The 19,631-nt window shown below is 71.7% G+C and carries 18 protein-coding genes and 1 tRNA gene; 10 read left to right on the forward strand and 9 right to left on the reverse strand.

Annotated features, from left to right (window positions below):
- Window positions 1-130: 130 nt before the first annotated feature.
- Window positions 131-1,282, reverse strand: coding sequence for an epoxide hydrolase family protein (locus tag ACIA6A_RS39395; RefSeq protein WP_396103235.1), 1,152 nt, complete (start codon window positions 1,280-1,282; stop codon window positions 131-133).
- A gap of 470 nt (window positions 1,283-1,752) precedes the next feature.
- Between ACIA6A_RS39395 and ACIA6A_RS39400 the strand changes: the two genes are divergently transcribed.
- The 3 genes from ACIA6A_RS39400 to ACIA6A_RS39410 all read left to right on the forward strand — a co-directional run bounded on the left by ACIA6A_RS39400 (window position 1,753) and on the right by ACIA6A_RS39410 (window position 5,142).
- Window positions 1,753-2,202, forward strand: coding sequence for a CGNR zinc finger domain-containing protein (locus ACIA6A_RS39400; RefSeq protein ID WP_396103236.1), 450 nt, complete (start codon window positions 1,753-1,755; stop codon window positions 2,200-2,202).
- Between the two features lie 96 nt (window positions 2,203-2,298).
- On the forward strand, window positions 2,299-3,462 hold the full coding sequence (locus tag ACIA6A_RS39405) for a monooxygenase (protein ID WP_396103237.1): 1,164 nt from the start codon (window positions 2,299-2,301) through the stop codon (window positions 3,460-3,462).
- Window positions 3,463-3,540: 78 nt separating this feature from the next.
- A complete protein-coding gene (locus tag ACIA6A_RS39410) occupies window positions 3,541-5,142 on the forward strand; it encodes a hypothetical protein (protein WP_396103238.1) in 1,602 nt (533 codons plus the stop codon).
- 39 nt (window positions 5,143-5,181) lie between these two features.
- Here the strand turns inward: ACIA6A_RS39410 and fdhA are convergent, their stop codons facing one another.
- The 3 genes from fdhA to ACIA6A_RS39425 all read right to left on the reverse strand — a co-directional run bounded on the left by fdhA (window position 5,182) and on the right by ACIA6A_RS39425 (window position 7,675).
- On the reverse strand, window positions 5,182-6,417 hold the full coding sequence (fdhA, locus tag ACIA6A_RS39415) for a formaldehyde dehydrogenase, glutathione-independent (protein ID WP_396103239.1): 1,236 nt from the start codon (window positions 6,415-6,417) through the stop codon (window positions 5,182-5,184).
- Between the two features lie 84 nt (window positions 6,418-6,501).
- Complete coding sequence (locus ACIA6A_RS39420; protein WP_396103240.1) at window positions 6,502-7,074, reverse strand: nucleosidase; 573 nt, start codon at window positions 7,072-7,074, stop codon at window positions 6,502-6,504.
- A 10-nt stretch (window positions 7,075-7,084) separates the two neighbouring features.
- Window positions 7,085-7,675, reverse strand: coding sequence for a hypothetical protein (locus tag ACIA6A_RS39425; RefSeq protein WP_396103241.1), 591 nt, complete (start codon window positions 7,673-7,675; stop codon window positions 7,085-7,087).
- A gap of 101 nt (window positions 7,676-7,776) precedes the next feature.
- Between ACIA6A_RS39425 and ACIA6A_RS39430 the strand changes: the two genes are divergently transcribed.
- Entirely contained in the window at window positions 7,777-8,148 is a 372-nt protein-coding gene (locus tag ACIA6A_RS39430; RefSeq protein ID WP_396103242.1) for a YbaB/EbfC family nucleoid-associated protein, read from the forward strand.
- A complete protein-coding gene (locus ACIA6A_RS39435; RefSeq protein WP_396103243.1) occupies window positions 8,145-8,561 on the forward strand; it encodes a YbaB/EbfC family nucleoid-associated protein in 417 nt (138 codons plus the stop codon). The genes ACIA6A_RS39430 and ACIA6A_RS39435 overlap by 4 nt, the downstream gene beginning before the upstream one ends.
- A 107-nt stretch (window positions 8,562-8,668) precedes the next feature.
- On the opposite strand, the gene ACIA6A_RS39440 is transcribed toward ACIA6A_RS39435, so the two are convergent.
- The 4 genes from ACIA6A_RS39440 to ACIA6A_RS39455 all read right to left on the reverse strand — a co-directional run bounded on the left by ACIA6A_RS39440 (window position 8,669) and on the right by ACIA6A_RS39455 (window position 13,678).
- Window positions 8,669-9,520 (reverse strand): WXG100 family type VII secretion target, encoded by an 852-nt coding sequence (locus ACIA6A_RS39440; protein WP_396103244.1) that lies wholly within the window; start codon window positions 9,518-9,520, stop codon window positions 8,669-8,671.
- The gene (locus ACIA6A_RS39445; protein ID WP_396103245.1) at window positions 9,517-9,837 is read right to left on the reverse strand and encodes a WXG100 family type VII secretion target; all 321 of its coding nucleotides are present in this window, start codon (window positions 9,835-9,837) and stop codon (window positions 9,517-9,519) included. Before ACIA6A_RS39445 ends, ACIA6A_RS39440 begins: the two co-directional genes overlap by 4 nt.
- A 118-nt stretch (window positions 9,838-9,955) precedes the next feature.
- Window positions 9,956-11,290 (reverse strand): glucose-6-phosphate dehydrogenase, encoded by a 1,335-nt coding sequence (gene zwf / locus ACIA6A_RS39450; protein ID WP_396103246.1) that lies wholly within the window; start codon window positions 11,288-11,290, stop codon window positions 9,956-9,958.
- Window positions 11,291-11,371: 81 nt separating this feature from the next.
- A complete protein-coding gene (locus ACIA6A_RS39455) occupies window positions 11,372-13,678 on the reverse strand; it encodes a putative bifunctional diguanylate cyclase/phosphodiesterase (RefSeq protein WP_396103247.1) in 2,307 nt (768 codons plus the stop codon).
- A gap of 143 nt (window positions 13,679-13,821) precedes the next feature.
- Here ACIA6A_RS39455 and ACIA6A_RS39460 point away from each other — a divergent pair, with 143 nt between their 5' ends.
- The 3 genes from ACIA6A_RS39460 to ACIA6A_RS39470 all read left to right on the forward strand — a co-directional run bounded on the left by ACIA6A_RS39460 (window position 13,822) and on the right by ACIA6A_RS39470 (window position 17,798).
- Window positions 13,822-14,628 carry a SigB/SigF/SigG family RNA polymerase sigma factor gene (locus ACIA6A_RS39460; protein WP_396103248.1) on the forward strand — a complete coding sequence of 269 codons (807 nt, stop codon included), beginning with the start codon at window positions 13,822-13,824 and terminating at the stop codon, window positions 14,626-14,628.
- Between the two features lie 107 nt (window positions 14,629-14,735).
- A tRNA-Gly gene (locus tag ACIA6A_RS39465) sits at window positions 14,736-14,810 on the forward strand.
- 108 nt (window positions 14,811-14,918) lie between these two features.
- The gene (locus tag ACIA6A_RS39470; protein ID WP_396103249.1) at window positions 14,919-17,798 is read left to right on the forward strand and encodes an AAA family ATPase; all 2,880 of its coding nucleotides are present in this window, start codon (window positions 14,919-14,921) and stop codon (window positions 17,796-17,798) included.
- On the opposite strand, the gene ACIA6A_RS39475 is transcribed toward ACIA6A_RS39470, so the two are convergent.
- Window positions 17,695-18,963 carry a helix-turn-helix domain-containing protein gene (locus ACIA6A_RS39475; protein WP_396103257.1) on the reverse strand — a complete coding sequence of 423 codons (1,269 nt, stop codon included), beginning with the start codon at window positions 18,961-18,963 and terminating at the stop codon, window positions 17,695-17,697. The genes ACIA6A_RS39470 and ACIA6A_RS39475 overlap by 104 nt on opposite strands.
- Window positions 18,964-18,982: 19 nt before the next feature.
- Here ACIA6A_RS39475 and ACIA6A_RS39480 point away from each other — a divergent pair, with 19 nt between their 5' ends.
- Both ACIA6A_RS39480 and ACIA6A_RS39485 read left to right on the forward strand, forming a co-directional pair.
- Complete coding sequence (locus ACIA6A_RS39480) at window positions 18,983-19,210, forward strand: hypothetical protein (protein ID WP_396103250.1); 228 nt, start codon at window positions 18,983-18,985, stop codon at window positions 19,208-19,210.
- A gap of 122 nt (window positions 19,211-19,332) precedes the next feature.
- The coding region (locus ACIA6A_RS39485; protein ID WP_396103251.1) for a transposase at window positions 19,333-19,631 on the forward strand (299 nt) is incomplete at its 3' end.

The raw sequence follows: 19,631 nt of genomic DNA on the forward strand, positions 1-19,631 counted from the left end.
CCGCCCGGCCGTTTGGCCGCCCGGCCGTTTGGCCGTTTGGCCGTCTGGCCGTCTGGCCGTTTGGCCGTCCGGCCGCGGTCCGGGGTGGCCTTTCGCCGGCTGCGCAGTCATCCAGCGCGGCTCGGCCGGATCAGCGCAGGTCGCGGAAGAATGCCGTGAGATCCTCGGCCAGCAGCGCGGGTTCCTCCTTGGCGGCGAAGTGCCCGCCGCGTGGCATCGCCGTGTATCGCTGGACGTGGTAGGCGCGCTCGGCCCAGCTGCGTGGCGGCCGGACCAGATCGTGCGGGAAGACGGCGACCGCGGTGGGGACCTCGACGCGGTCGATGCGGGGGACGAGACCCCGGGCATGCTCGTAGTACGGGCGGAACGATGTCGAGATCGTGTTCGTGAACCAGTACAACGAGGCCTGGGTCAGCACGAAATCGTCGCTGAACATGGTGTCACCCGTCCACGCCCGATACTTCTCGAGGAGCCAGGCGAGCAGCCCGGCCGGCGAATCGGACAGTGCGGGCGCCAGCGTGAGCGGCCGGGTCTGCTGTTCGTGCTCATACCCACCTTCGGCGGTGGACCATTGTGCACGATCGTCCAGAAACGAACGCTCGTCCGGGGTCAGTCCCGCCGGGTCGTAGTGCGGCGGGTCGGCGACGGCCAGCAGATGGATGCCGACGACGGCCTCCGGGTGCGCCTGGCCGAGCCGCCCGGTGATCCCGGCACCGAGATCCCCGCCGTGCGCGGCGTACCGCCGGAAGCCCAGCTCGTCATGCATGAGCCCATGCCACAGCTCATGGGTCGGCAGCCAGGCCCGGCCGGCCGCTGACGTGGCGGCGCCCAGGGTCGGGCGCTGGGGTGAGAGCCCGAAACCTGGCAGGGACGGGACAATCACGGTGAACGCGTCTTCCGGGCGGCCGCCGTATTGTCCGGGCGCTGCCAGGCGGTGGGCCAGGTCGGTCAGTTCCAGGAACGAACTCGGCCAGCCGTGAGTCAGAACGATCGGAAACGGCTGTTCGTTGCGTGCGGAACGCTCACCGTCGAAGCGCAGGTAGTGCACGTTGGTGCCGTCGATGTCGGCGAACCGGGACGGCAGGGCATTGATGGCGGCTTCGTGATGCCGCCAGTCGTAGGTCGTGGCCCACACCTCGGTGAGCCGGCGCAGCTCGTCGTCGTCGGTGCCGGCTTCCCAACCGGTGATGGGCCAGCGGGTGCCCCACCGGGTCCGGCGCAACCGGTTGCGCAGATCGTCGACGTCGGCTTGGGGAACGGTGAGCACAGGGTTGTCTGACACCGATGAAACCTAACACCGGTGTCGCCGGAACGACACCGGTGTGGGGCTATGGTGGTGTCGTGGAAGACCTGGGGATCGTGGAAGACCTGCTCAACACCGTCGACCTGCGCACCTTCGGCCACCACGGCACGCCTGGCGACCGGGGCGCGGCCGCGGGGAGGGGCGGGGCCGAAGGGGTGGCGGTCCAAGGGCTTCCGGTCGGGGGTGCTCAGGCTGGGGGTGCTCTGGCCGTGGGTGCTCAGGCTGGGGGTGCTCAGGCTGGGGGTGCTCTGGCCGTGGGTGCTCAGGCTGGGGGTGCTCCGGCTGGGGGTGCTCCGGCCGGGGGAGTTCGGGCTGGGGGTGCTCAGGCTGGGGGTGCTCCGGCCGTGGGTGCTCCGGCCGGGGGAGTTCGGGCTGGGGGTGCTCAGGCTGGGGGTGCTCCGGCCGTGGGTGCTCCGGCCGGGGGAGTTCGGGCTGTGGGAGTTCGGGCTGTGGGGGAGCTGCTCACGTCGCCGGAGGTGTTGGGGACGTGGTTGGCGGCGCGCGGGCTGGGGGCGGCCGGGGCGCGGATGAGCTGGGATGACCTGGCTGTTGTGGTGGCGTTGCGGGCCGGGTTGCGCGATGCGCTGGGGGGAGGGCCGGGGGTGGGGGCCGCGCTGGCGGCGTTTCCGTTGCGGCTGGTGCCGGACGCGGACGGTGGGTTGCGGCTGGGGGCCGATGCTCCGGTGCCGGCCGTGAATCCGATTGTCGAGCGGGTTGCCGGGGCGGTGGCCTCGGGTGGCTGGGATCGGATGAAGCTCTGTGCCGCGCCGGACTGCCGGTGGGCGTTCCATGACGGCTCGCGGAACGGGGGCAGCCGGTGGTGCTCCATGGCGGTCTGCGGGAACCGGTACAAGACCCGTGCGTACCGGCAGCGGCTCCGCGCCGACGGCAGGTCCTGAGGCCGGGAGCGCCGGTGGCGCGGCAAGAGCCGAAAGCGGTGTTGATCCGGGTTATCCCTGATGTCATGATCTTGACCTTCTTGGGAGGATTCGGGGATGAGACTGAGAAGAGCTACCGCCGCTGCGCTCGCCTCGTTGCTGCTCATCGCCGGGTGCGGGCCGGGCACCGCCGCCGAGTCGGCCGGGGCGCCGGAGACCGCTGAGAGTTCGGCTTCCGGGCATGCCGGGCACGGGTCGGGGACCGAGCCGCCTGCCGCACCGCTGCGGGCGGGGGAGGAGTTCCTGGACCTGGCCATGCCGGCGGCCTATCAGCCGGCCGCGCCGAACGGGGGCACCGACGAGTACCGGTGCTTCGTGGTGGATCCGGGGCTGACCGAGAACGCCTTTCTGACCGGCAGCCGGTTCCTGCCGCAGAACGCCGCCATCGTGCACCACGCCATTTTCTACCGCCTGAGCCCGGCGCAGGCCGTCGAGGCCGCGAGTGTGGACGCCGCGACGCCGGAGCAGGGGTGGACCTGTTTCGGTGGGGCCGGGGTCGGTGGGCAGACCGCCTGGGTCGCGCACTGGGCTCCCGGGGCCGGGGAGACGTTGCTGCCGGACGGGTTCGGGTTCGAGATGGAGCCGGGCAGCAAGCTGGTGATGCAGGTGCATTACAACCTGCTCGGGGTGGACGCCGCGGCCCCGGCCACCGACCGGTCCGGGATCCAGGTGCGGGTGTCGCGGGCGCCGCACAAGAAGCTGGAGACCGCGCTGGCGCTGGCTCCGATCGAGTTGCCGTGCGAGGCCGGGACCAGCGGGCCGCTGTGTGACCGGGCCACCGCGGTCGCCGATGTGGAGAAGCGGTTCGGCAAGGAGTCGGGTGCGATGGTGCAGCAGCTCAGCCAGATGTGCCGGCCGGTCGCGGGGAACACCCAGCACTGTGACCAGCCGGTGGAGCAGGCCGGGACGATCTACATGGCGGCCGGGCACATGCACCTGCTCGGGCGGTCGATCAAGGTCGAGGTCGATCCGGGTACGCCGCGGGCGCGCACGGTCGTCGACGTACCCCGGTACGACTTCGACAACCAGGCGCTCGTACCGCTGGCGAAGCCGGTCTCCGTCGCCAAGGGTGACGTCGTGCGGGTGACCTGCACGCACGATGCTTCCCTGCGCACGCAGTTGCCGCAGCTCAAGACGCTGCCGCCGCGTTACGTGGTGTGGGGTGAGGGCACCAGCGACGAGATGTGCCTCGGGATCATGGTGTTCGCCCCTCAGGAATAGAACGGCTCAGGTCCCGGGTGCCGGGGCCGATGGGAGCGGGCCGTCCGGCATGGCCCGCTCCCAGAACCAGGATCACGCTTGCCTCCCTCACGTATCGCCGCTTCCCTGCTCTCCACCACCGTCCTCGGCAGCGCCCTGCTAGCGACGGCGATGCCCGCCCAGGCCGCTGGGGTGGCGACGGCCACCCCGCTGCGGTTCTCGCTGGGCACCTCCGAGACCGCCACCGACGTGCTCGCGGTCGGGTCCGACGTCTGGGTCGCGGCCGGCAACGGTGTCGTCATCGCGTCGAACGCCGGGAAGGTCCGTAAGACGGTCGCCGGTGTGCTCGGGGCACGGGGGCTGACGCCGAGCCCGGACGGGAAGAGCGTCTTCGTCTCCTCCTCGACGTCGGCGAAGATCGTCCAGGTGTCCGCGGCCGGCGCGATCATGGGCTCGTGGGCGTCGCAGCCGTGCCCGGGCAAGTCCGCCGTCGCCGGGGGTGCGCTCTACTACGCGTACGGGTGTTCGGCCTCGGCGCACGGGGTGGCGCGCTTCGATCTCACCTCGCACGCGAGCACCAGCGTGCTCACCGACTTCGCCGCGGAGGCGGTCACCGGTGCGAGATCGACGCTCGTGGTCTATGCGTCGAGCGGCATGCTGACGTCGTACGCGGTGGGGGCCGACGGGTCGCTGACCGAGAACGCGAGCGTGTCGAACACCACGACCTACGACGCGGAGATCTCGCCGGACGGCAGCCAGCTGATCACCACGAAATACGGCGGCGGGTACGGGCTGGCACGCTACGACACCGCGACGATGACGCCCGGCGGCACGTTCACGACGGGGCCGTACCCGACCGCGGTCGCGTGGTCGCCGGACGGGGGACGGTTCGCCGGGATCCTCGACGCCATGTACACCGACCGGGCGGTGCACGTGTTCAGTGCCTCGACCGGCAGCGCCGTCATGCGGTCGACCAGTGCCGGGAACACGTCGTACCGGTCGTCGGCGAACGAGGCGTCGTGGTCGGCGGACGGCAGGTACTTTTACTCGGTCGTCCAGGAGTCCGGGAAGACCGCGTACCTGCTCGTCACCCCCACGGCGGGGCAGGCCACGGCGGCGATGACCGCGAGTGTCACCGCGCCCACGGCGTACGGGAAGAATCTGATGGTGACCGTGCGGGTGCCGAAGCGGCCGCGCACCGCGGTGAAGGTCTCCGTCACGCAGAACGGTGCCACCGAGTCGAAAACGGTGACCACCGACGCCTCGGGTGTCGCGAAGGCGTGGTTCGCGGGCCGGGCCAACGGCACCGTCGCGGTCAGTGCCGGCGCCGACCTCACGTTCCTGGCTGGTTCCGCGTCCGCCCGGTTCAGCACGCCGTCCGCGCTGACCGTCAAGGCCCTGGAGGCGACGAAGGTGTCCGGCGGGGTGGCGCACTACCCGTCGCTGGCCGCGGTCCGGATCGACTTCCAGGCACTGCCGAAGAGCTCCGCGAAGCTGAGCATCAAGCTGCAGCACCTCAGCGGCAAGAAGTGGAAGACCGACCAGGCGGGCACGATCACCACGCTGTCCGACGGATGGACGTCGCTGTCGCTGAAGCAGGGCACCCGCAAGACGACCTACCGGATCGTCGCCAAGGTCACGAGCAGCCCGTCCGGTGGTGCGTCGCCGCAGGTCAACTCGCCGAGGTTCGTCGTCGACTGACCGGCCGGGGTGCCGTCACGGGGAGGCACCCCGCCATGGTCAGCGCAGCATCCCGTGCGGGTCGAGCACGTACTTGCGGGCCGCGCCCCGGTCGAACTCCGCATAGCCGCGCGGGGCGTCGTCCAGGCTGATCGCGGTCGCGTTGACGTTCTTCGCGATCTGCACCCGGTCGTGCAGGATCGCCATCATCAGCTCCCGGTGGTACTTCATGACCGGGCACTGACCGGTGACGAACGAGTGCGACTTCGCCCAGCCCAGCCCGAGCCGCAACGACAGCGACCCGACCTTGGCGTCGTCGTCGACCCCGCCCGGGTCACCGGTCACGTACAGCCCGGGGACCCCGATCGCGCCACCGGCCCGGGTGAGCGTCATCAGCGAGTTCAGCACCGTCGCCGGCATCTCGGTCGCGGCGTCGGCACCGTGCCCGCGGGCCTCGAAACCGACCGCGTCGACCGCGGCGTCGACCAGCGGCTGCCCGATCGCCGGGGCGTCGCGGCCGAGGATCTGCTGCACCTGCTCGGCCGGGTCGCCGTCGGCCACGTTGACGGTCTCGCACCCGAAACCGCGGGCCTGCGCCAGCCGCTCCTCGTTGAGGTCGCCGACGATCACCACGGCGGCACCCAGCAGGTACGCGGAGGTCGCCGCGGCGAGACCGACCGGCCCGGCGCCGGCGACGTACACGGTGGATCCCGGTCCGACGCCCGCGCTGACACAGCCGTGATAGCCGGTCGGGAAGATGTCGGTCAGCATCGCCAGGTCGAGCATCTTCTCCAGCGCCTGGTCCCGGTCCGGGAACGTCAGCAGATTCCAGTCCGCGTACGGGACGAGCACGTACTCGGCCTGCCCACCGACCCAGCCACCCATGTCGACGTACCCGTACGCCGATCCGGGCCGGTCCGGGTTCACATTGAGGCAGACCCCGGTCTTGCGTTCCTTGCAGTTGCGGCACCGGCCGCAGGAGATGTTGAACGGCACCGAGCACAGGTCACCGACCCGGATGAACTCCACGTCCGGCCCGACGTCGACGACCTCGCCGGTGATCTCGTGGCCGAGCACGAGCCCCTGCGGAGCCGTGGTGCGCCCGCGCACCATGTGCTGGTCGCTGCCGCAGATGTTGCTGGCCACGGTCCTGAGGATCACGCCGTGCGGGACCTTGCGCCCCACGTTCTCCTTGTTGACCCCGGGGCCGTCCTGAAGCTCGTACGTGGGGTAGGCGGTGTCCCGGACTTCCACCCGGCCCGGACCCTGGTAAACAACCGCGCGGTTTCCTGGCATCGTTGCCTCCTCGCCTTGTTACGGCCATGTTTCTCGGCCCGGGCGAGGAGCAGAACCCCCGGTTGTGACAAGTCACGCGCGTTGTCACATTTCGGCGGCGACCCAGGCGGCCAGAGACGTCGCGCACTCGGCGACAGACTCCTGCCAGGTCCGCACCGCACCGCCGGCCGCGTCGTCGCTGACCTGCTTGACCAGCCGGACCGGCACCCCGGCGGCCTGGGCGGCGGCGGCCACCGCGTAACCCTCCATGTCCACCAGCGAGGCCTGCGCGGCCAGCCGATCCCGGGTGACCTCGTCGGCGACGAACGCGTCACCGGTCGCCAGCGTGATGCCCGCCGGGTCACCGATCAGCAGCGGCGGTCCGGTCACCTCGCCGGTGAGCCGCAGCAGCACCGCGCTGTCCAGGTCATGCTGCAGGACGGTACCCACGACGTGCGTGCCGGTGAGGCCGGGGCGCAACGCGCCGGCCGTACCAAGATTGACGATCTCGCTGGGACGCGGCCCGGCGGCGAGCGTCGCGGCCACCGCCATCGCGGCGTTGACCTTGCCCATCCCGGTCAGCAGCACCGGCAGATCACCGCCGAGCGCCTCGGCCTCCAGCCGGGTCGCGATGACGAGCAACGGGCGCTGAGGGTCGACCTGACCGATGATCTGCACGAGCGGAATTCTAGACGTGACCCGGATCGGTCAGCGCCCTGCGCAACTGACGGGCGACAACGAAGTCGAGAAGGGCGGAGTTGAACGCGATCATCGAGCCGTCGGTGAACGTGAGTTCGATACGGGCCCACTGAAAAATGATCTTGACCCGGTGCCGTACGCCGGCGATCTGCTCGCGGTCGACCTCGAACGCCATGACGAACCCGTCGCTGGGGATGTTGGGCTGGTCCAGGAGCAGGAAGCGCTGGTCGGTGACCACCGAGCTGGGCATGCTCGTCTTCTTGCGGGCCCGCCACAGCCGCCCCGCGATCGACTGCGCGGTTCCGGCGCCCTCGAGGCCGGAGAAGGCCCGGTTGATCCGGTCGCTGTTGACCAGGATGCCACCGGCGAACAGATCGAAGCCCTCGAAGAACTTGTCGGAAGGCGGTTGCCACGGGAGGTGCCGCTCACCGGTGGGACGTTCGCTGAGGTCGGGTTCGAGCCGGCTGGCGTCACCGTTCAGCGGCTCGATGTACGAGCCGATCGCGAGCAGTCGCTCACCGGGCCGCAGGTGCGGGGCGACCTCGTCGCCATAGATCTTGACCCGGTTGAGAATCGGCATCCGCCCAGGCTACCGGCGTGGTGCGGGTCGTGGAGCGGGGTGGATCATGGCGATGACTCCTCGTACAATCCGACCTGCTTTCTGGCGAAGGAGACGGGGATTTGAGCAGCTCGGAGTTCGGTTCACTCGGCGATCAGTTACAGGGCGTGGTCGAGCAGCTTTATCAGGCCAGTGAGCGGATGCAGGGTGCTCTCGCCGGGGCTCAGGCTCTGACGTGCACGGCCGCGTCACCGTCGGGGCTGGCCGAGGTGACCGCCGCCGGGCGGAACCGGGTGGTGGAGATCCGGCTCAGCACGGGGCACGGCGGCCGGGCCGATGGTGAGCTGGAGCGCGTGCTGGTGGCGACGCTGAACGAGGTGCTCGAGCAGGCCCGCGCACAGTCGAACGCCGCGATGCTGGACGCTCTTCCCACGAGCATGCGCTCCGGCGTGCAACGCGCGGCCGACGAGGAGAAGCGGGAGCAAGACCGGTGAGCGGCGTCGATCCCCGGCAGCGGATGGACGAGCTGGAGATCGCGATCAGCGACTATCCGGCTCAGGTGGCAGCAGCGCGCGAACGGGTCACCGCGGTGCGGGACCGGCTGGTGACAGGGCAGGACCAGGGCGGCCTGGTGAGCGTCGAGGTCACGGCCGCGGGTGTGGTGACGGGCGTGCGGATCTCCGCACGCGCCCTCGGCGACATCGATGACCGGCGGTTGGCCGAGTGTGTGCGCGATGCCGTCAACGACGCGCTGGGCAGGGCCGAGGAAGTGCTCGCGGCGGCCATCGGCACAGCCGGTGCGCAGGACGACGCCGAGGCCCGGTTCGCCGCGTTCGAGTCCCGGATGCAAGGTGTCGAGGAGAGTCTCGACCGGATCGGCCGCAGCGTCGACCGCCTGGACGGCTGACCGGATCACCGACGACCGGATCACCGACCGGATCACCGACCGGATCACCGACCGGATCACCGACCGGGCGGCGCCGTGGCTGAACCGCCCGGCGCCGCGCGGGTGGCCTACTCGACGGCGTGGCGGGCCTTGTTGGCGGAGCCGAGACCTTCCAGGTATTCCAGGCCTGCGTCCTTGCCGGCGCTGCCCTTGGTCGGCGGGTCGATCAGGCCGCCGCTGCCGATGTCGATCGTCTTGGACACGGCGGCGTTGGCGCCCGCGAACTTCGCCTTCGCGACCCACTTCTCCGTGCCCTGTGCCGCTTTCGAGGCGTCCTTGAGCTTCTTCAGCATGGCCTCGATCTTCCGGAGGTACCCGACGATCTTCTCGAGGATCTGCTGGATCTTCCGGAAGACCGCCTCGATCTTCTTCAGGACGGCCGCGACGCGTTCGATGACGCGCAGCACCCGTGCGGTCGCGACGGACACCTCGGCCATGATCATTGCCACTCCCGCGGCAAGGCTGGTGCCGAGAGTGACGATGGAGAGTGCGACGTTCACCGCGATGGTGGACAGGGCCAGCATGATCAGGCTGGTGATGATGTCGATGATCATGTTGGCGCCCTCGACGCAGGCATCAGCGCCGGCCTTCAGCAGATCAGGCAGCTGCTCGATGCCGGACACGAGGTCCTTGATCTGCTGGTCGATGTCATCCACGCGGGCACTGAACGCCAAGAAAGCGTCGTCGCTCCAGGAGGCCGCCAGCGTGTTGCGGTCGGTGACCTGGGCGGTGCCGAGGGCCTGGACCCGGGTGGCGAGCCGCTGGTATTCCGGGATGGCCGCCATCATGGCGTCCGGGTCGCCGGCCACGGCCTTGAGAGCATCGTTCGACCACTCGAACGGCTCCTGAAGGACCTCTTGGACCAGCTGAGGAAGGCCGTAGAACCAGGACTCGAGCTTGTTGGCGGTCGCGGCGCTCACTTGCCGAACTCGATCTCGCCGAACATCTCAGCCTGGGCGCGGTCGGTCTCCTCGTACCCGGTGGCGGTGGCGCGGACCGCGGTGGCCAGCTCGCTCATGGTGTCGGCGGTCGACGTGATGGCCTCGTGCAGGCCGGCCACGAACTCGCTGTACGAGTCGAAGATGCGCTGGCCGATGCCGGGGATCCAGCCGAACGTGTCCGGGGCGAGGTCGACGACGTACATGGAGGTGGAGACCCGGTAGAGCTCGTCGTTGCGGTCCCAGGCGTTGTCCGCGAAGGTTCTCAGCGCCGGTGGACTGACGTCGATGTCGCTCATCGTTCTCTCCCCGTGGCCCGCTTGTCGATCTTGTCGGCGTTTGCGCAGGCTACAGCGAGGACGGCCGGTGCTGCCACCCCGTACGAGCGGGGGCCGCCGCACCGGCCGGTGCGGCGGCTCAGTGCCAGGTCTCGCCGTCCGCCGGGCCCCAGGTGCCCTGGGGGTATTCCTGGACCCCGGTGGTCAGGTCGAGGATCGGGTCGACGATGCGCCACTCCTGCTCGATCGCCGCGACCCGGGCGAAGCGGGTGTGGTCGGCGTCCATCGCGTCGTCCAGCAGGCGCTCGTAGGCCTCACGACGCGGCTCGAGGAAGCTGTCGAAGTCGGCGTTCAGCTCGACGGTCTGGGCGACGACCTCGGTGCCGGGCGTCTTGACCTGGGCCGACAGGGAGATGCCGTCGTTCTTGCCGAGGCGGAACCGCAGCAGGTTGGCGGCGACCGGGTACACCGTGGTGTCCGGCGGCCGGAACTCCACCACGACCTCGGTGGCGGTGCCGGGCATCGACTTGCCGGTGCGCAGCAGGAAAGGTACGCCCGCCCAGCGGTCGTTGTCGATGGTGAGCCGGGTCGCCACGAACGTCTCGGTCTGCGAGCCGGGCTTGACGCCGGTCTCGTCGCGGTAGCCCTCGTACTGGCCGCGGACGGTGGTCTCCGGGGACAGCGCCAGCGCCTGGCTCAGCACCTCCGCCTCGGCGGCCTGGAACGCCTCCTGGCTCGCGTCGGCCGGGGGTTCCATCGCGAGCAGCGCGACGACCTGCAGGATGTGGTTCTGCAGCACGTCGCGGATGGCGCCCACGTTGTCGTAGAAGCCGGCCCGGCCCTGGGTGCCGAACTTCTCGGCGACGGTGACCTGGATGCTCGCGATGTGCTCGCGGTTCCACAGCTGCTCGAAGACCCGGTTGCCGAAGCGGAACAGCGACAGCCCCTCGATCGGCTCCTTGCCCAGGTAGTGGTCGATGCGGAAGATGCTCTCCGGGGCGAACGCGCCGGTCAGCCGCTCGTTGAGCGCGTGCGACGACGGCAGGTCGTGCCCGAACGGCTTCTCCACGACGACCCGGCCGCGGTCGGCGAGCCCGGAGCCGGACAGCCCGGACACCACGGCGTCGAACACCGCCGGCGGGATCGCGAGATAGAACAGCGGCCGCTCGGCGTCCGCGAGCGCGCCGGCCAGCCGCTCGTACGTCCCGGGGGCGGCGTAGTCGCCGGAGAGCATCGTCATCCGGGCGCTGAGGTCCTCGAAGACCGCCTCGTCGAGGTCGAGACCGGCCTCGGTGACGGCCTTGCGGGCCGCGGTGACCAGCTGCTGGTGGTCCCAGGGGGAGCGGGCGACCCCGATGACCCGGCTGGGGACCCGGCCGCGGCGGGTCAGCTCGTACAGCGCCGGGAAGAGCTTCTTGGAAACCAGGTCCCCGGTCACGCCGAAGAGCACCACGGCATCTGAGCGCACGTCCATGGGAGGAACTCACCTCGATGAAGAAAATGATCTTTGCCAACCCGACAACGGGTGGCCCCCGGGACTGATTCCGGATCGGGCTCAGGTGTGGCGGGGGACACCTGTGGTCTGCTGCCACCACGCGGCGATCCCGTCGGCCGGGACCGGGCGGGAGAACAGGAACCCCTGGCCGTACTCGTAGCCGAGCTCCCGCAGCAGGGTGAGCTGCTCCTCGGTCTCGATGCCCTCGGCGACCGAGGCGAGCTCGAGCGCGTGGGCCATCTGGCTGACCGCGGTCGCGACCGCGGCCTGCCGCCCGACCGTGGTGATCGACTCGACGAACGAGCGGTCCAGTTTGAGCGTGGTGACCGGGCAGGTCAGCAGCAGGCCCAGCGACGACGCCGCGGTGCCGAAATCGTCCAGCGCCAGCCGCACCCCGAGCTGCCGCAGCCGCAGCATCGCCTCGATCGACTCCTCGTCGTCGAGCACGGCGGTCTCGGTGACCTCGATGGTCAGGCAGCCCGGCGGCAGGGCCGTCTCGGTCAGCACCCGGGCGACCTCGCCCACGAAGTCCCCGGTGCGCAGCTGGCGCCCGGCCACGTTGACCCCGACCGTGATCTCGCCGGCCCGGGGGTACGCGGCCCGCCACGCGGCGGCCTGGTGGGCGGCCTCGCGCAGCGCCCAGCGGCCGATCGCCACGATGTGCCCGGAGCGCTCGGCGAGCGGGATGAAGTCGACCGGGGAGATCAGGCCCCGGACCGGGTGGTTCCACCGGATCAGCGCCTCGACCCCGGTCAGCGCCAGGTCGTCGAGCCGCACGATCGGCTGGTACTCCAGCACGAACTGCCCGGCCTCCACGGCCAGTTCCAGCTCCCGCAGCAGCTCGGCCTCCTCGCCGATCCGGGCGCCCATCTCGTCGCTGTAGCGCACCCAGGTGCTCTTGCCGCGGCGCTTGGCCTCGTACATGGCGATGTCGGCGTTGCTGAGCAGCGCGGACGGCTCGTCGCCGGGCCGGGCGGCGGCGACCCCGATGCTGGCCCGGGTCGCGATGCTGTGCCGCTGCACGACGATCGGCTCGGCCAGCCGCAGCAGGATCTGCCCGGCCACCCGGCCGGCGTCCTCGGCGCCGGTGTCCGGCAGCAGGATCGCGAACTCGTCACCGCCGAGGCGGGCCACCACGTCGCCGGCCCGGACCGTGGAGCGCAACCGGTCGGCCACCGCCACCAGCAGCGCGTCCCCGGCCGCGTGCCCCATCGTGTCGTTGATCGTCTTGAAGTCGTCCAGGTCGATCAGCAGCACCGTGTGCCCGTCGAGATCCCCGCTCATCCCCGCGGTGAAGTGCGTGCGGTTGGCGAGTTTGGTGAGCCCGTCGACGGCGGCCTGCTCGCGCAGCTGGGCCTCCTGGTCGCGCAGGCCGCGCAGGGCGACGTCGAGCCGGCGGATCAGCCCGGCGTTCTCCTGGAACGCGACCAGCTGCCGGCCGGCCACCAGCGCGGTGATCACCATCACCCCGGCGGTGGCCCCCCAGAGCTGCGTGGAGACCTGGTCGGGCAGCACGGCGAAGAAGACCACGAAGGTCAGGGCGATCATCCCGTACGGGATCAGGCTGTACGGGCGCCGTCGCGCTCGCGGCCCGGAGCCGTCGATGCGTACCGTGATCTCCTGGATCCTCGGTCCGACGGTGATGAGCAGCGACGGCAGCAGCCGGATGGCCAGCACGTAGGCGTGCTCGTGGTGCTGGAACGCGCCCGGCAGGAACGTGCTGAGCACCTGCACCAGTGGCGCGGCCACCATCGGCCACGCCGCGATCCGGGCCATCGGCGGGTCGGGGATCAGCGCCACCTTGGTCGCGGAGAACGCCGCCACGATGACCAGCGCGGCGGTGATGCTGGCGGTCACCCGGTCGGTGTGCTCGTCGACCGGGTTCACCGCGAAGCACCACGTGATGACCGCGCCGCCGGCCAGCACGGTCGCCGCGTCGAGCCAGAACACGAGTTTCTCGCGCGCGGAGCGCAGCCCCTGCGGGAAGATCAGGCAGGCCAGGACGTTGCTGCACATCCCGACGGTGAAGAACGCGCTCTGCACCAGCCCGCCGTCCAGCGACGTGGTGGGCGGGCCGAGGAGGGTGTGCACGAACTGGAACGTGTCCCCGGTGGTGAACGCCGCGCCGGCGAACGCGATCGACGACCAGAACCGCCGGTACCGCGCCGGGGCGAGGGTGCGCAGCCGCCACGCGCCGACCGCCAGCGCCGTGTCGAGCGGCACCTGGGCGGCCCAGAAGACCTGCACCTGGCGCACCTGGTGGCCGGAGAACAGCGCGAACAGCACCCAGGCGAACAGCGTGACACCGGCCATGGACAGCAGCACCGGGTCACGCCGGAGGCTGTCGAACGGATGCGGCGTCTGCACGGAATGCCTTTTCGGCTGTGGCGTCGAGCGGCTGAGGAGATCATCCTTTCGGTTGGCTTCAAAGGGCCGAAAGGATGAGTTTGAGCATGTCCACGCAGAGGGCAATACGTCGCCGACCTGTTCCGGCTTGAAGGAGTCCTTCCATGACCGTTATCGCCGCCCCGATCGCCAGCGCCGAGGTCGCTGCTGACAAGTCGGCGACGACGGATCGCGCAAGCGAGCTGATCGCCACGCTGGCCGCGCTGCCCGCCGGCCACCCGTCCCGCCCGGCCGTGCGCGACCGCACCATCGAGGCCTGGATGCCGATGGCCCGCCACCTCGCCAACCGCTACTCCGGCCGCGGCGAGCCGCTCGACGACCTCGTCCAGGTCGCCGTGATCGGCCTGATCAAGGCGGTCGACCGGTTCGAGGCCGACCGTGGCGTCGAGTTCGCCGGCTTCGCCATCCCGACCATCGTCGGCGAGATCAAGCGCCACTTCCGCGACCGCACCTGGTCCATCCGGGTCCCGCGCCGCCTGCAGGAGCTGCGCCTGTCCATCACCTCGGCGAACACCACGCTGACCCACACGCTGGGCCGCTCGCCGACGGTCGCGGACATCGCCGCGCACCTCGAGGTCACCGAGGAAGAGGTGCTGGAAGGCCTCGAGGGCGCCCGCGCCTACAACGCCACCAGCCTCTCCACCCCGATCGGCACCGACGGCAACACCGAGCTCAGCGACACGCTCGGCGGCGAGGACCACGAGTTCGAGCTCGCCGAGGCGCGCGCCACGCTCGGCCCGGCCCTGGCGACCCTCGACGACCGCGAGCGCAAGATCATCACGCTGCGGTTCTACGGCAACCTGACCCAGTCGCAGATCGCGGACCAGGTCGGCATCTCCCAGATGCACGTCTCCCGCCTGCTGACCAAGGCCCTGGTCAAGCTCCGTGGCCGCCTCGACATGACCGTCTGAGACACCGTCACCCGCCGGCCGTACCCCCGGGTGCGGCCGGCGCACGGCATCCTCTAAAGTTGTCCCAGTCGCCGGGGGAACCCGGACAGACAGCAAGAGGAACACCGGCGGACGTGGCGCAGTGGTAGCGCATCACCTTGCCAAGGTGAGGGTCGCGAGTTCGAATCTCGTCGTCCGCTCCAAAAAGTAGTGCCGGAACCCCTGAACCCCGCACCACGGGTTCGGGGGTTTTTCACTGCGGCAGTCATCCGGCGGATGGCGGGCCCCGTGCACCCGGGCAGGCTCGGAGCATGACCACCCCGCTGATCCCCGACCTCGCGCGCGGGACCCCGCTGCGGGGACGCGACCCCGAACTCGACCGGATCACCGAGGGGCTGCGGGCGCTGCGGTCCGGCCGGTCGTCGATCACCGTGGTGTCGGGGCCGCCGGGCGCCGGCAAGTCCCGGATCCTCGCCGAGACGCTGCGGCGCGCGGACGCGATGCGGCTGCGGTCGGTGGTCGTGGCGGGGGACCGCGACGAACGCTTCCTGGCCGGCGGGTCACTGCTCCGGGGCCTGCGCGACGGTACGGACGCCCTGCTCGACGCCGCGACCCTGCTGGCCGTGGCGACCCGCCCGGAACACCGGTACTGGCTGCTCGAGGAGATCCGCAACGGCATCGAGCGGGCCGCACTCCGGGCGCCGTTGCTGGTGGTGGTCGACGACCTGCAGTGGTGTGACGACTTCACGCTCGTCGCGCTGCGCGCGTTGCCGCAGCGACTGGGCCCGTACGCCGTCATGTGGCTGTTCGCGACCCGCCCGGCCGGCGGCACACCGGCCGTGCCGGAGACGCTGGCGCGGTTGTCGTCGCTCGGCGCCGCCCGCATCGAGCTGGACGGGCTCGGCGACGACGCGGTCGCCGCGATGGCCGCCGACATCCTGGGCGCCACCGCCCCGCCCGGAGTGCTGGCCATGGCCCGCGCCGCCGGGAACCGCCCGCTGCTGGTGGCCGAGCTGATGCACGGTCTGGCGCAGGAGAGCGGCTCGGACGGCCTGCCGGTCCGGTTCCGCGACTCGATCCTGCGCCGGACGGCCCGGCTGAGCCCGGCGGCCCGTACCGCGATCGAAGTGGCCTCGCTGCTGTCGCGGGAGATCTCGGTGGGCCGGCTCGCCGCGCTGCTGAGGGTGCCGCCCGCCGACCTGTTGCGGCCGTTGGCGGAGGCGCTCGCCGAGGACCTGCTGCAGGAGCGCGACGGCCAGCTCGTGTTCCGGCACGACCTGGTCCGCGACGCCGTCCGGGAGTCGGTCCCGGCACCGCTGCGCCGCACCCTGCGCCGGGAGGCGGCCGGTCTGGCACTGCGGGACGGCGCACCGGTCGTCGAGGTCGCGTCGCTGCTCGCGGACAGTGCCGAACGCGGGGACCTCGAGGCGATCACCGCGTTGCGTTCCGCCGCCGCGGAACTGGCCGCGAGCTCCCCGTCGGCCGCGGCGGACCTGAGCCGGCGGGCGCTGGAGCTGTGCCACGCCGGGTCGCCGCAGCGCGCCGCGATCGCCGCCGAGGGCATCCGGCTGCTCTGGCTGGCCGGGCGCGGGCACGAGGCCAGTACGTCGGGGCAGGCGCTGCTGCTGGCCGGCTTGGACCCGGTCACCGAGGCCGGGGTACGGATGGGCATCGCCGCCGTGTCGAGCCAGTACTCGTTCGCCGAGGCGGTCGCCCAGTGCCGGGCCGCGGTCGCGCTCCCCGGGCTCCCCGCGGACCTGCGGGTCCCGCTGCTGGCCCTGCTCGCGGTCAACCTGACCATGTACGGCGACATCCCGGCCGCCGACGCGGTGATCGACCAGGCCGCGGCAGCGGCGACCGGTGACGAGGCCGCGGCCGCGGCGACCGGTGACGAGGCCGCGGCGGCGGTCCGCGTGGCCACCCGCTCGGTGGTGGCGCTGTACCGCGACCGGTGGGACGAGGCGTTCGCGCTGGCGGACCGGGCGGTGGCGGTCTCCCGGGCGGCCGGCGCGGACGGGGCATTGTGGGGTGCCACCCAGTGGCGGGGCCTGCTCGACGCCGCGGCCGGCCGGCCGGACCTCGCCATCGCGCACGCCGACCGTGGGGTGCGCGCCGCCCAGGCCGGCGGCCAGGCCTGGTTGCTGCGGCAATGGACCCTGGACCGCTGCCGGTTGCTCTACGACGCCGGGCGGCTCGAGGACGCGCGCTCCGAGGCCGAGGGGGTGCTGGCCATGGCGGACGAGCTCGGCGCCGGGAACTACGCGGACTGCACCGCGCTGATGACGCTCGCCCGGATCGCCGTGCACACCGGCGACCCGCGGGCGGCGCGCGCCTACGCGGCCGACGCGCGGCGGATGCTCGACGACCCGGCCCCGATCGTGCGCCGGACCGGACGGTGGCTGGCCGTGCTGGTGGCGGCGGACGACGGCGACGACCGGGCGCTGGCCGCCCTGCTCGCCCTGATCGAGATCCTGCCGGCCGGGGCGGGCCCGTCGCTCGGGACCCCGCTGGACCCGGCCGACGAGGTGACGTTCGTCCGGCTGGCGCTGCGGACCGGCCACCCCGACCGGGCCGTACGTGCGCTCGAGGCCGCCCGGGCCCGCAGCGACGCCAACCCGGGCCACCCGTTCCTCGGCGCGGTAACACTGCACGCCCGGGGACTCGTGGAGCGCGACGCCGGCGCGCTGCGCACCGCGGCCGGGATCTTCGCGACGTTCCCCCGGCCCCTGCCCTACGCCGCGTGTCTCGAGGATCTGGCGGAACTTCAGCGGGCCCATGGCGTACGGGAGGACGTGGTCCGGTGTCTCGACCGGGCCCTGGCCGTCCTGGAGGAAGCGGGCGCGAGCCGTGACGCCGCGCGCGTGCGACGGGCGTTGCGCGACCTCGGGGCCCGCCGCGGCCGCACCGCCGTCGCCGGGCAGGACCCGTGGGCATCACTGACGGTGACCGAGACAGCGGTGGTCCGCCGGGTCGCCGAGGGATCCACGAACCGCGAGGTGGCAGCCGCGATGTTCCTCTCCCCGCACACCGTCGGCACCCACCTGCGGCACGCGTTCACCAAACTGGGCATCAACTCGCGGGTGGAACTCACCCGGCTCCTGCTGGCCGCCCCGCCGACAACAGATGCAGGGCCAGCCGTACGCGCAGATCGTGCGGCCCGCTCTGCCAGCCCGCGCCGAGCAGCCGGGTGATCCGGTCGAGACGCTTCGTCATCGTGTTCGGGTGCACGAACAGCTCCCGGGCGGCCTGGGCCGCGTTGCCGCCGGCCGCGAGGAACACCCGGACCGTACGGACCAGTTCGGTACGGTGCTCGGCGTCGTAGGCGAGCAGCGGGCGCAGCACGTCGTCGGCGAACGCGCGGACCTCCGGCGCCCGGTCGGCGTCGAACAGCACCCGGTGCACGGCGAGCTCTCGGGCGGTGGCGACCACCTGCGGCTGGTCCAGCGCCCGGAGCAGGAGCAGACCGTGGCGGGCGGCGTCGAACGCGGCGGCCAGCGCACCGCTGGCCGGGTCCGCGGGATCGGCCGCGCAGACCGCCGCGCGTACTCCGCACACCCGGTGCAGCCGCGCCGACACGTCCTCGGCCGCAGCCCGCGCGTCCGTGCCCGGCACCAGCGCGACCAGCGTGTCGCCGTACCGGCCGCCGACCCCGCCGAGGTGGGCCGCCACATCGGCGAGCGTGCGGTCCGGCACCGCGTCCTCGACCGCCACCAGCACCTGCGTCCGGTCGAGGTCGAACCGCCGGCGGGCGGCCAGCTCCCGCAGCGACGGCGGCAGGGCGTGCCGCCGGCCGAGCAGCTCGGCGAGCAGCTCACCGCGGACCTCGTGATGGGCCCGAAGCACCGCCTCTCGCCGCCGGCGCAGCGCGGCCATGGCCCGGGCGGCCCGGACCAGCCCGGAAACCGACCCGGCCTCGAGCGGCCCGATGTCTAGCGGCCCGTTGTCTAGCGGCCCGTTGTCTAGCGGCCCGTTGTCTCGTCGGCCGGCGTCGGGTGGGCCGATGTTTCGCGGGCCGTTGTCTCGCGGGCCGATGTTTCGCGGGCCGTTGTCTCGTGGGCCGTTGTCTCGTGGGCCGTTGTCTCGTGGGCCGGCGTCTCGTGGGCCGGCACCGGGTGGGCCGGTGACCAGCAGGCCGAGCGGTTCTCCGAGTCCGGCGAACGCCACCACGTGCCGGCCGCCCTCGGTGATCGCCCGGCCGGGTTGCGCGCGGGCCCGGTGAGCCAGGTCGGCCGCGGCCGGCGCGGTGCCCTCCAGCACGGTGACCCGGGTGCCCAGGCCCGCTTCCAGCAACGTCGTGACGTCGCGGGCGGAGGGCAGCTCCTCGGCGGCGATCATGGTCAGCAACGCGTCGAGCATCCGCACCGACGCTTCTTGCGTGGCGAGCCGCCGTTCGAGCCGGGCCGCCCCGCAGCACGTGCCCGGCCAGCGCGGTCGCGGTGGCGAGCCGGTCCGCCACGTGGCGTGCGAAACGGGCGGCCAGCGCGATCTCGTCCGCCCCGAACGGTCGGTCGCAGCGGCGGGCGGCGTACAGCACCCCTCGGTGCCCGGGCAGCGGCACGGCCAGTACCGGACCGAACCGCTCACGGTGGGCCTGCGCGTCTAGGGCGTGTTTCAAAAGTGGTTGTGGGTGGCCGGGCTGAAGTCACGGCGTGGCGGTGATCGATAAATAGCGAGGTCTCCGGCAGTTTGGTGGATCGACCAAGAAACACCGGAACCGGAGACCTCGTGGACACCATAGCGGTGACGAGGCGGCATGACCTGACCGACGTGCAGTGGACGGCCCTTGCCCCGCTGATCCCTGCCGCGTCGTCCATGGGTCGTCCGCCGAAATGGGAGAAACGCCAGCTCATCAACGGGATCCGATGGCGGATCCGGATCGGGTCGCCCTGGCGTGACGTCCCTGCCGAGTACGCGCCGTGGCCCACCCTTTACGGCCTGTTCCGCCGCTGGCAGCGTGATGGCACCTGGGATGAGATCCTCGCCGCCCTGCAAACCATCGCGGACACGGCCGGCCGGATCGACTG

It is taken from the genome of Actinoplanes sp. NPDC051494, from assembly GCF_044454705.1.
GTDB lineage: Bacteria > Actinomycetota > Actinomycetes > Mycobacteriales > Micromonosporaceae > Actinoplanes.

What these genes read in the sequence shown, in the direction of transcription:
- ACIA6A_RS39475 (WP_396103257.1), bottom strand. Translation starts at nt 18,963, where the DNA reads ATGCTCGACGCGTTGCTGACCATGATCGCCGCCGAGGAGCTGCCCTCC.
- ACIA6A_RS39425 (WP_396103241.1), bottom strand. Translation starts at nt 7,675, where the DNA reads ATGCCGATTCTCAACCGGGTCAAGATCTATGGCGACGAGGTCGCCCCG.
- ACIA6A_RS39405 (WP_396103237.1), top strand. Translation starts at nt 2,299, where the DNA reads ATGAGACTGAGAAGAGCTACCGCCGCTGCGCTCGCCTCGTTGCTGCTC.
- ACIA6A_RS39470 (WP_396103249.1), top strand. Translation starts at nt 14,919, where the DNA reads ATGACCACCCCGCTGATCCCCGACCTCGCGCGCGGGACCCCGCTGCGG.
- fdhA (WP_396103239.1), bottom strand. Translation starts at nt 6,417, where the DNA reads ATGCCAGGAAACCGCGCGGTTGTTTACCAGGGTCCGGGCCGGGTGGAA.
- ACIA6A_RS39445 (WP_396103245.1), bottom strand. Translation starts at nt 9,837, where the DNA reads ATGAGCGACATCGACGTCAGTCCACCGGCGCTGAGAACCTTCGCGGAC.
- ACIA6A_RS39460 (WP_396103248.1), top strand. Translation starts at nt 13,822, where the DNA reads ATGACCGTTATCGCCGCCCCGATCGCCAGCGCCGAGGTCGCTGCTGAC.
- zwf (WP_396103246.1), bottom strand. Translation starts at nt 11,290, where the DNA reads ATGGACGTGCGCTCAGATGCCGTGGTGCTCTTCGGCGTGACCGGGGAC.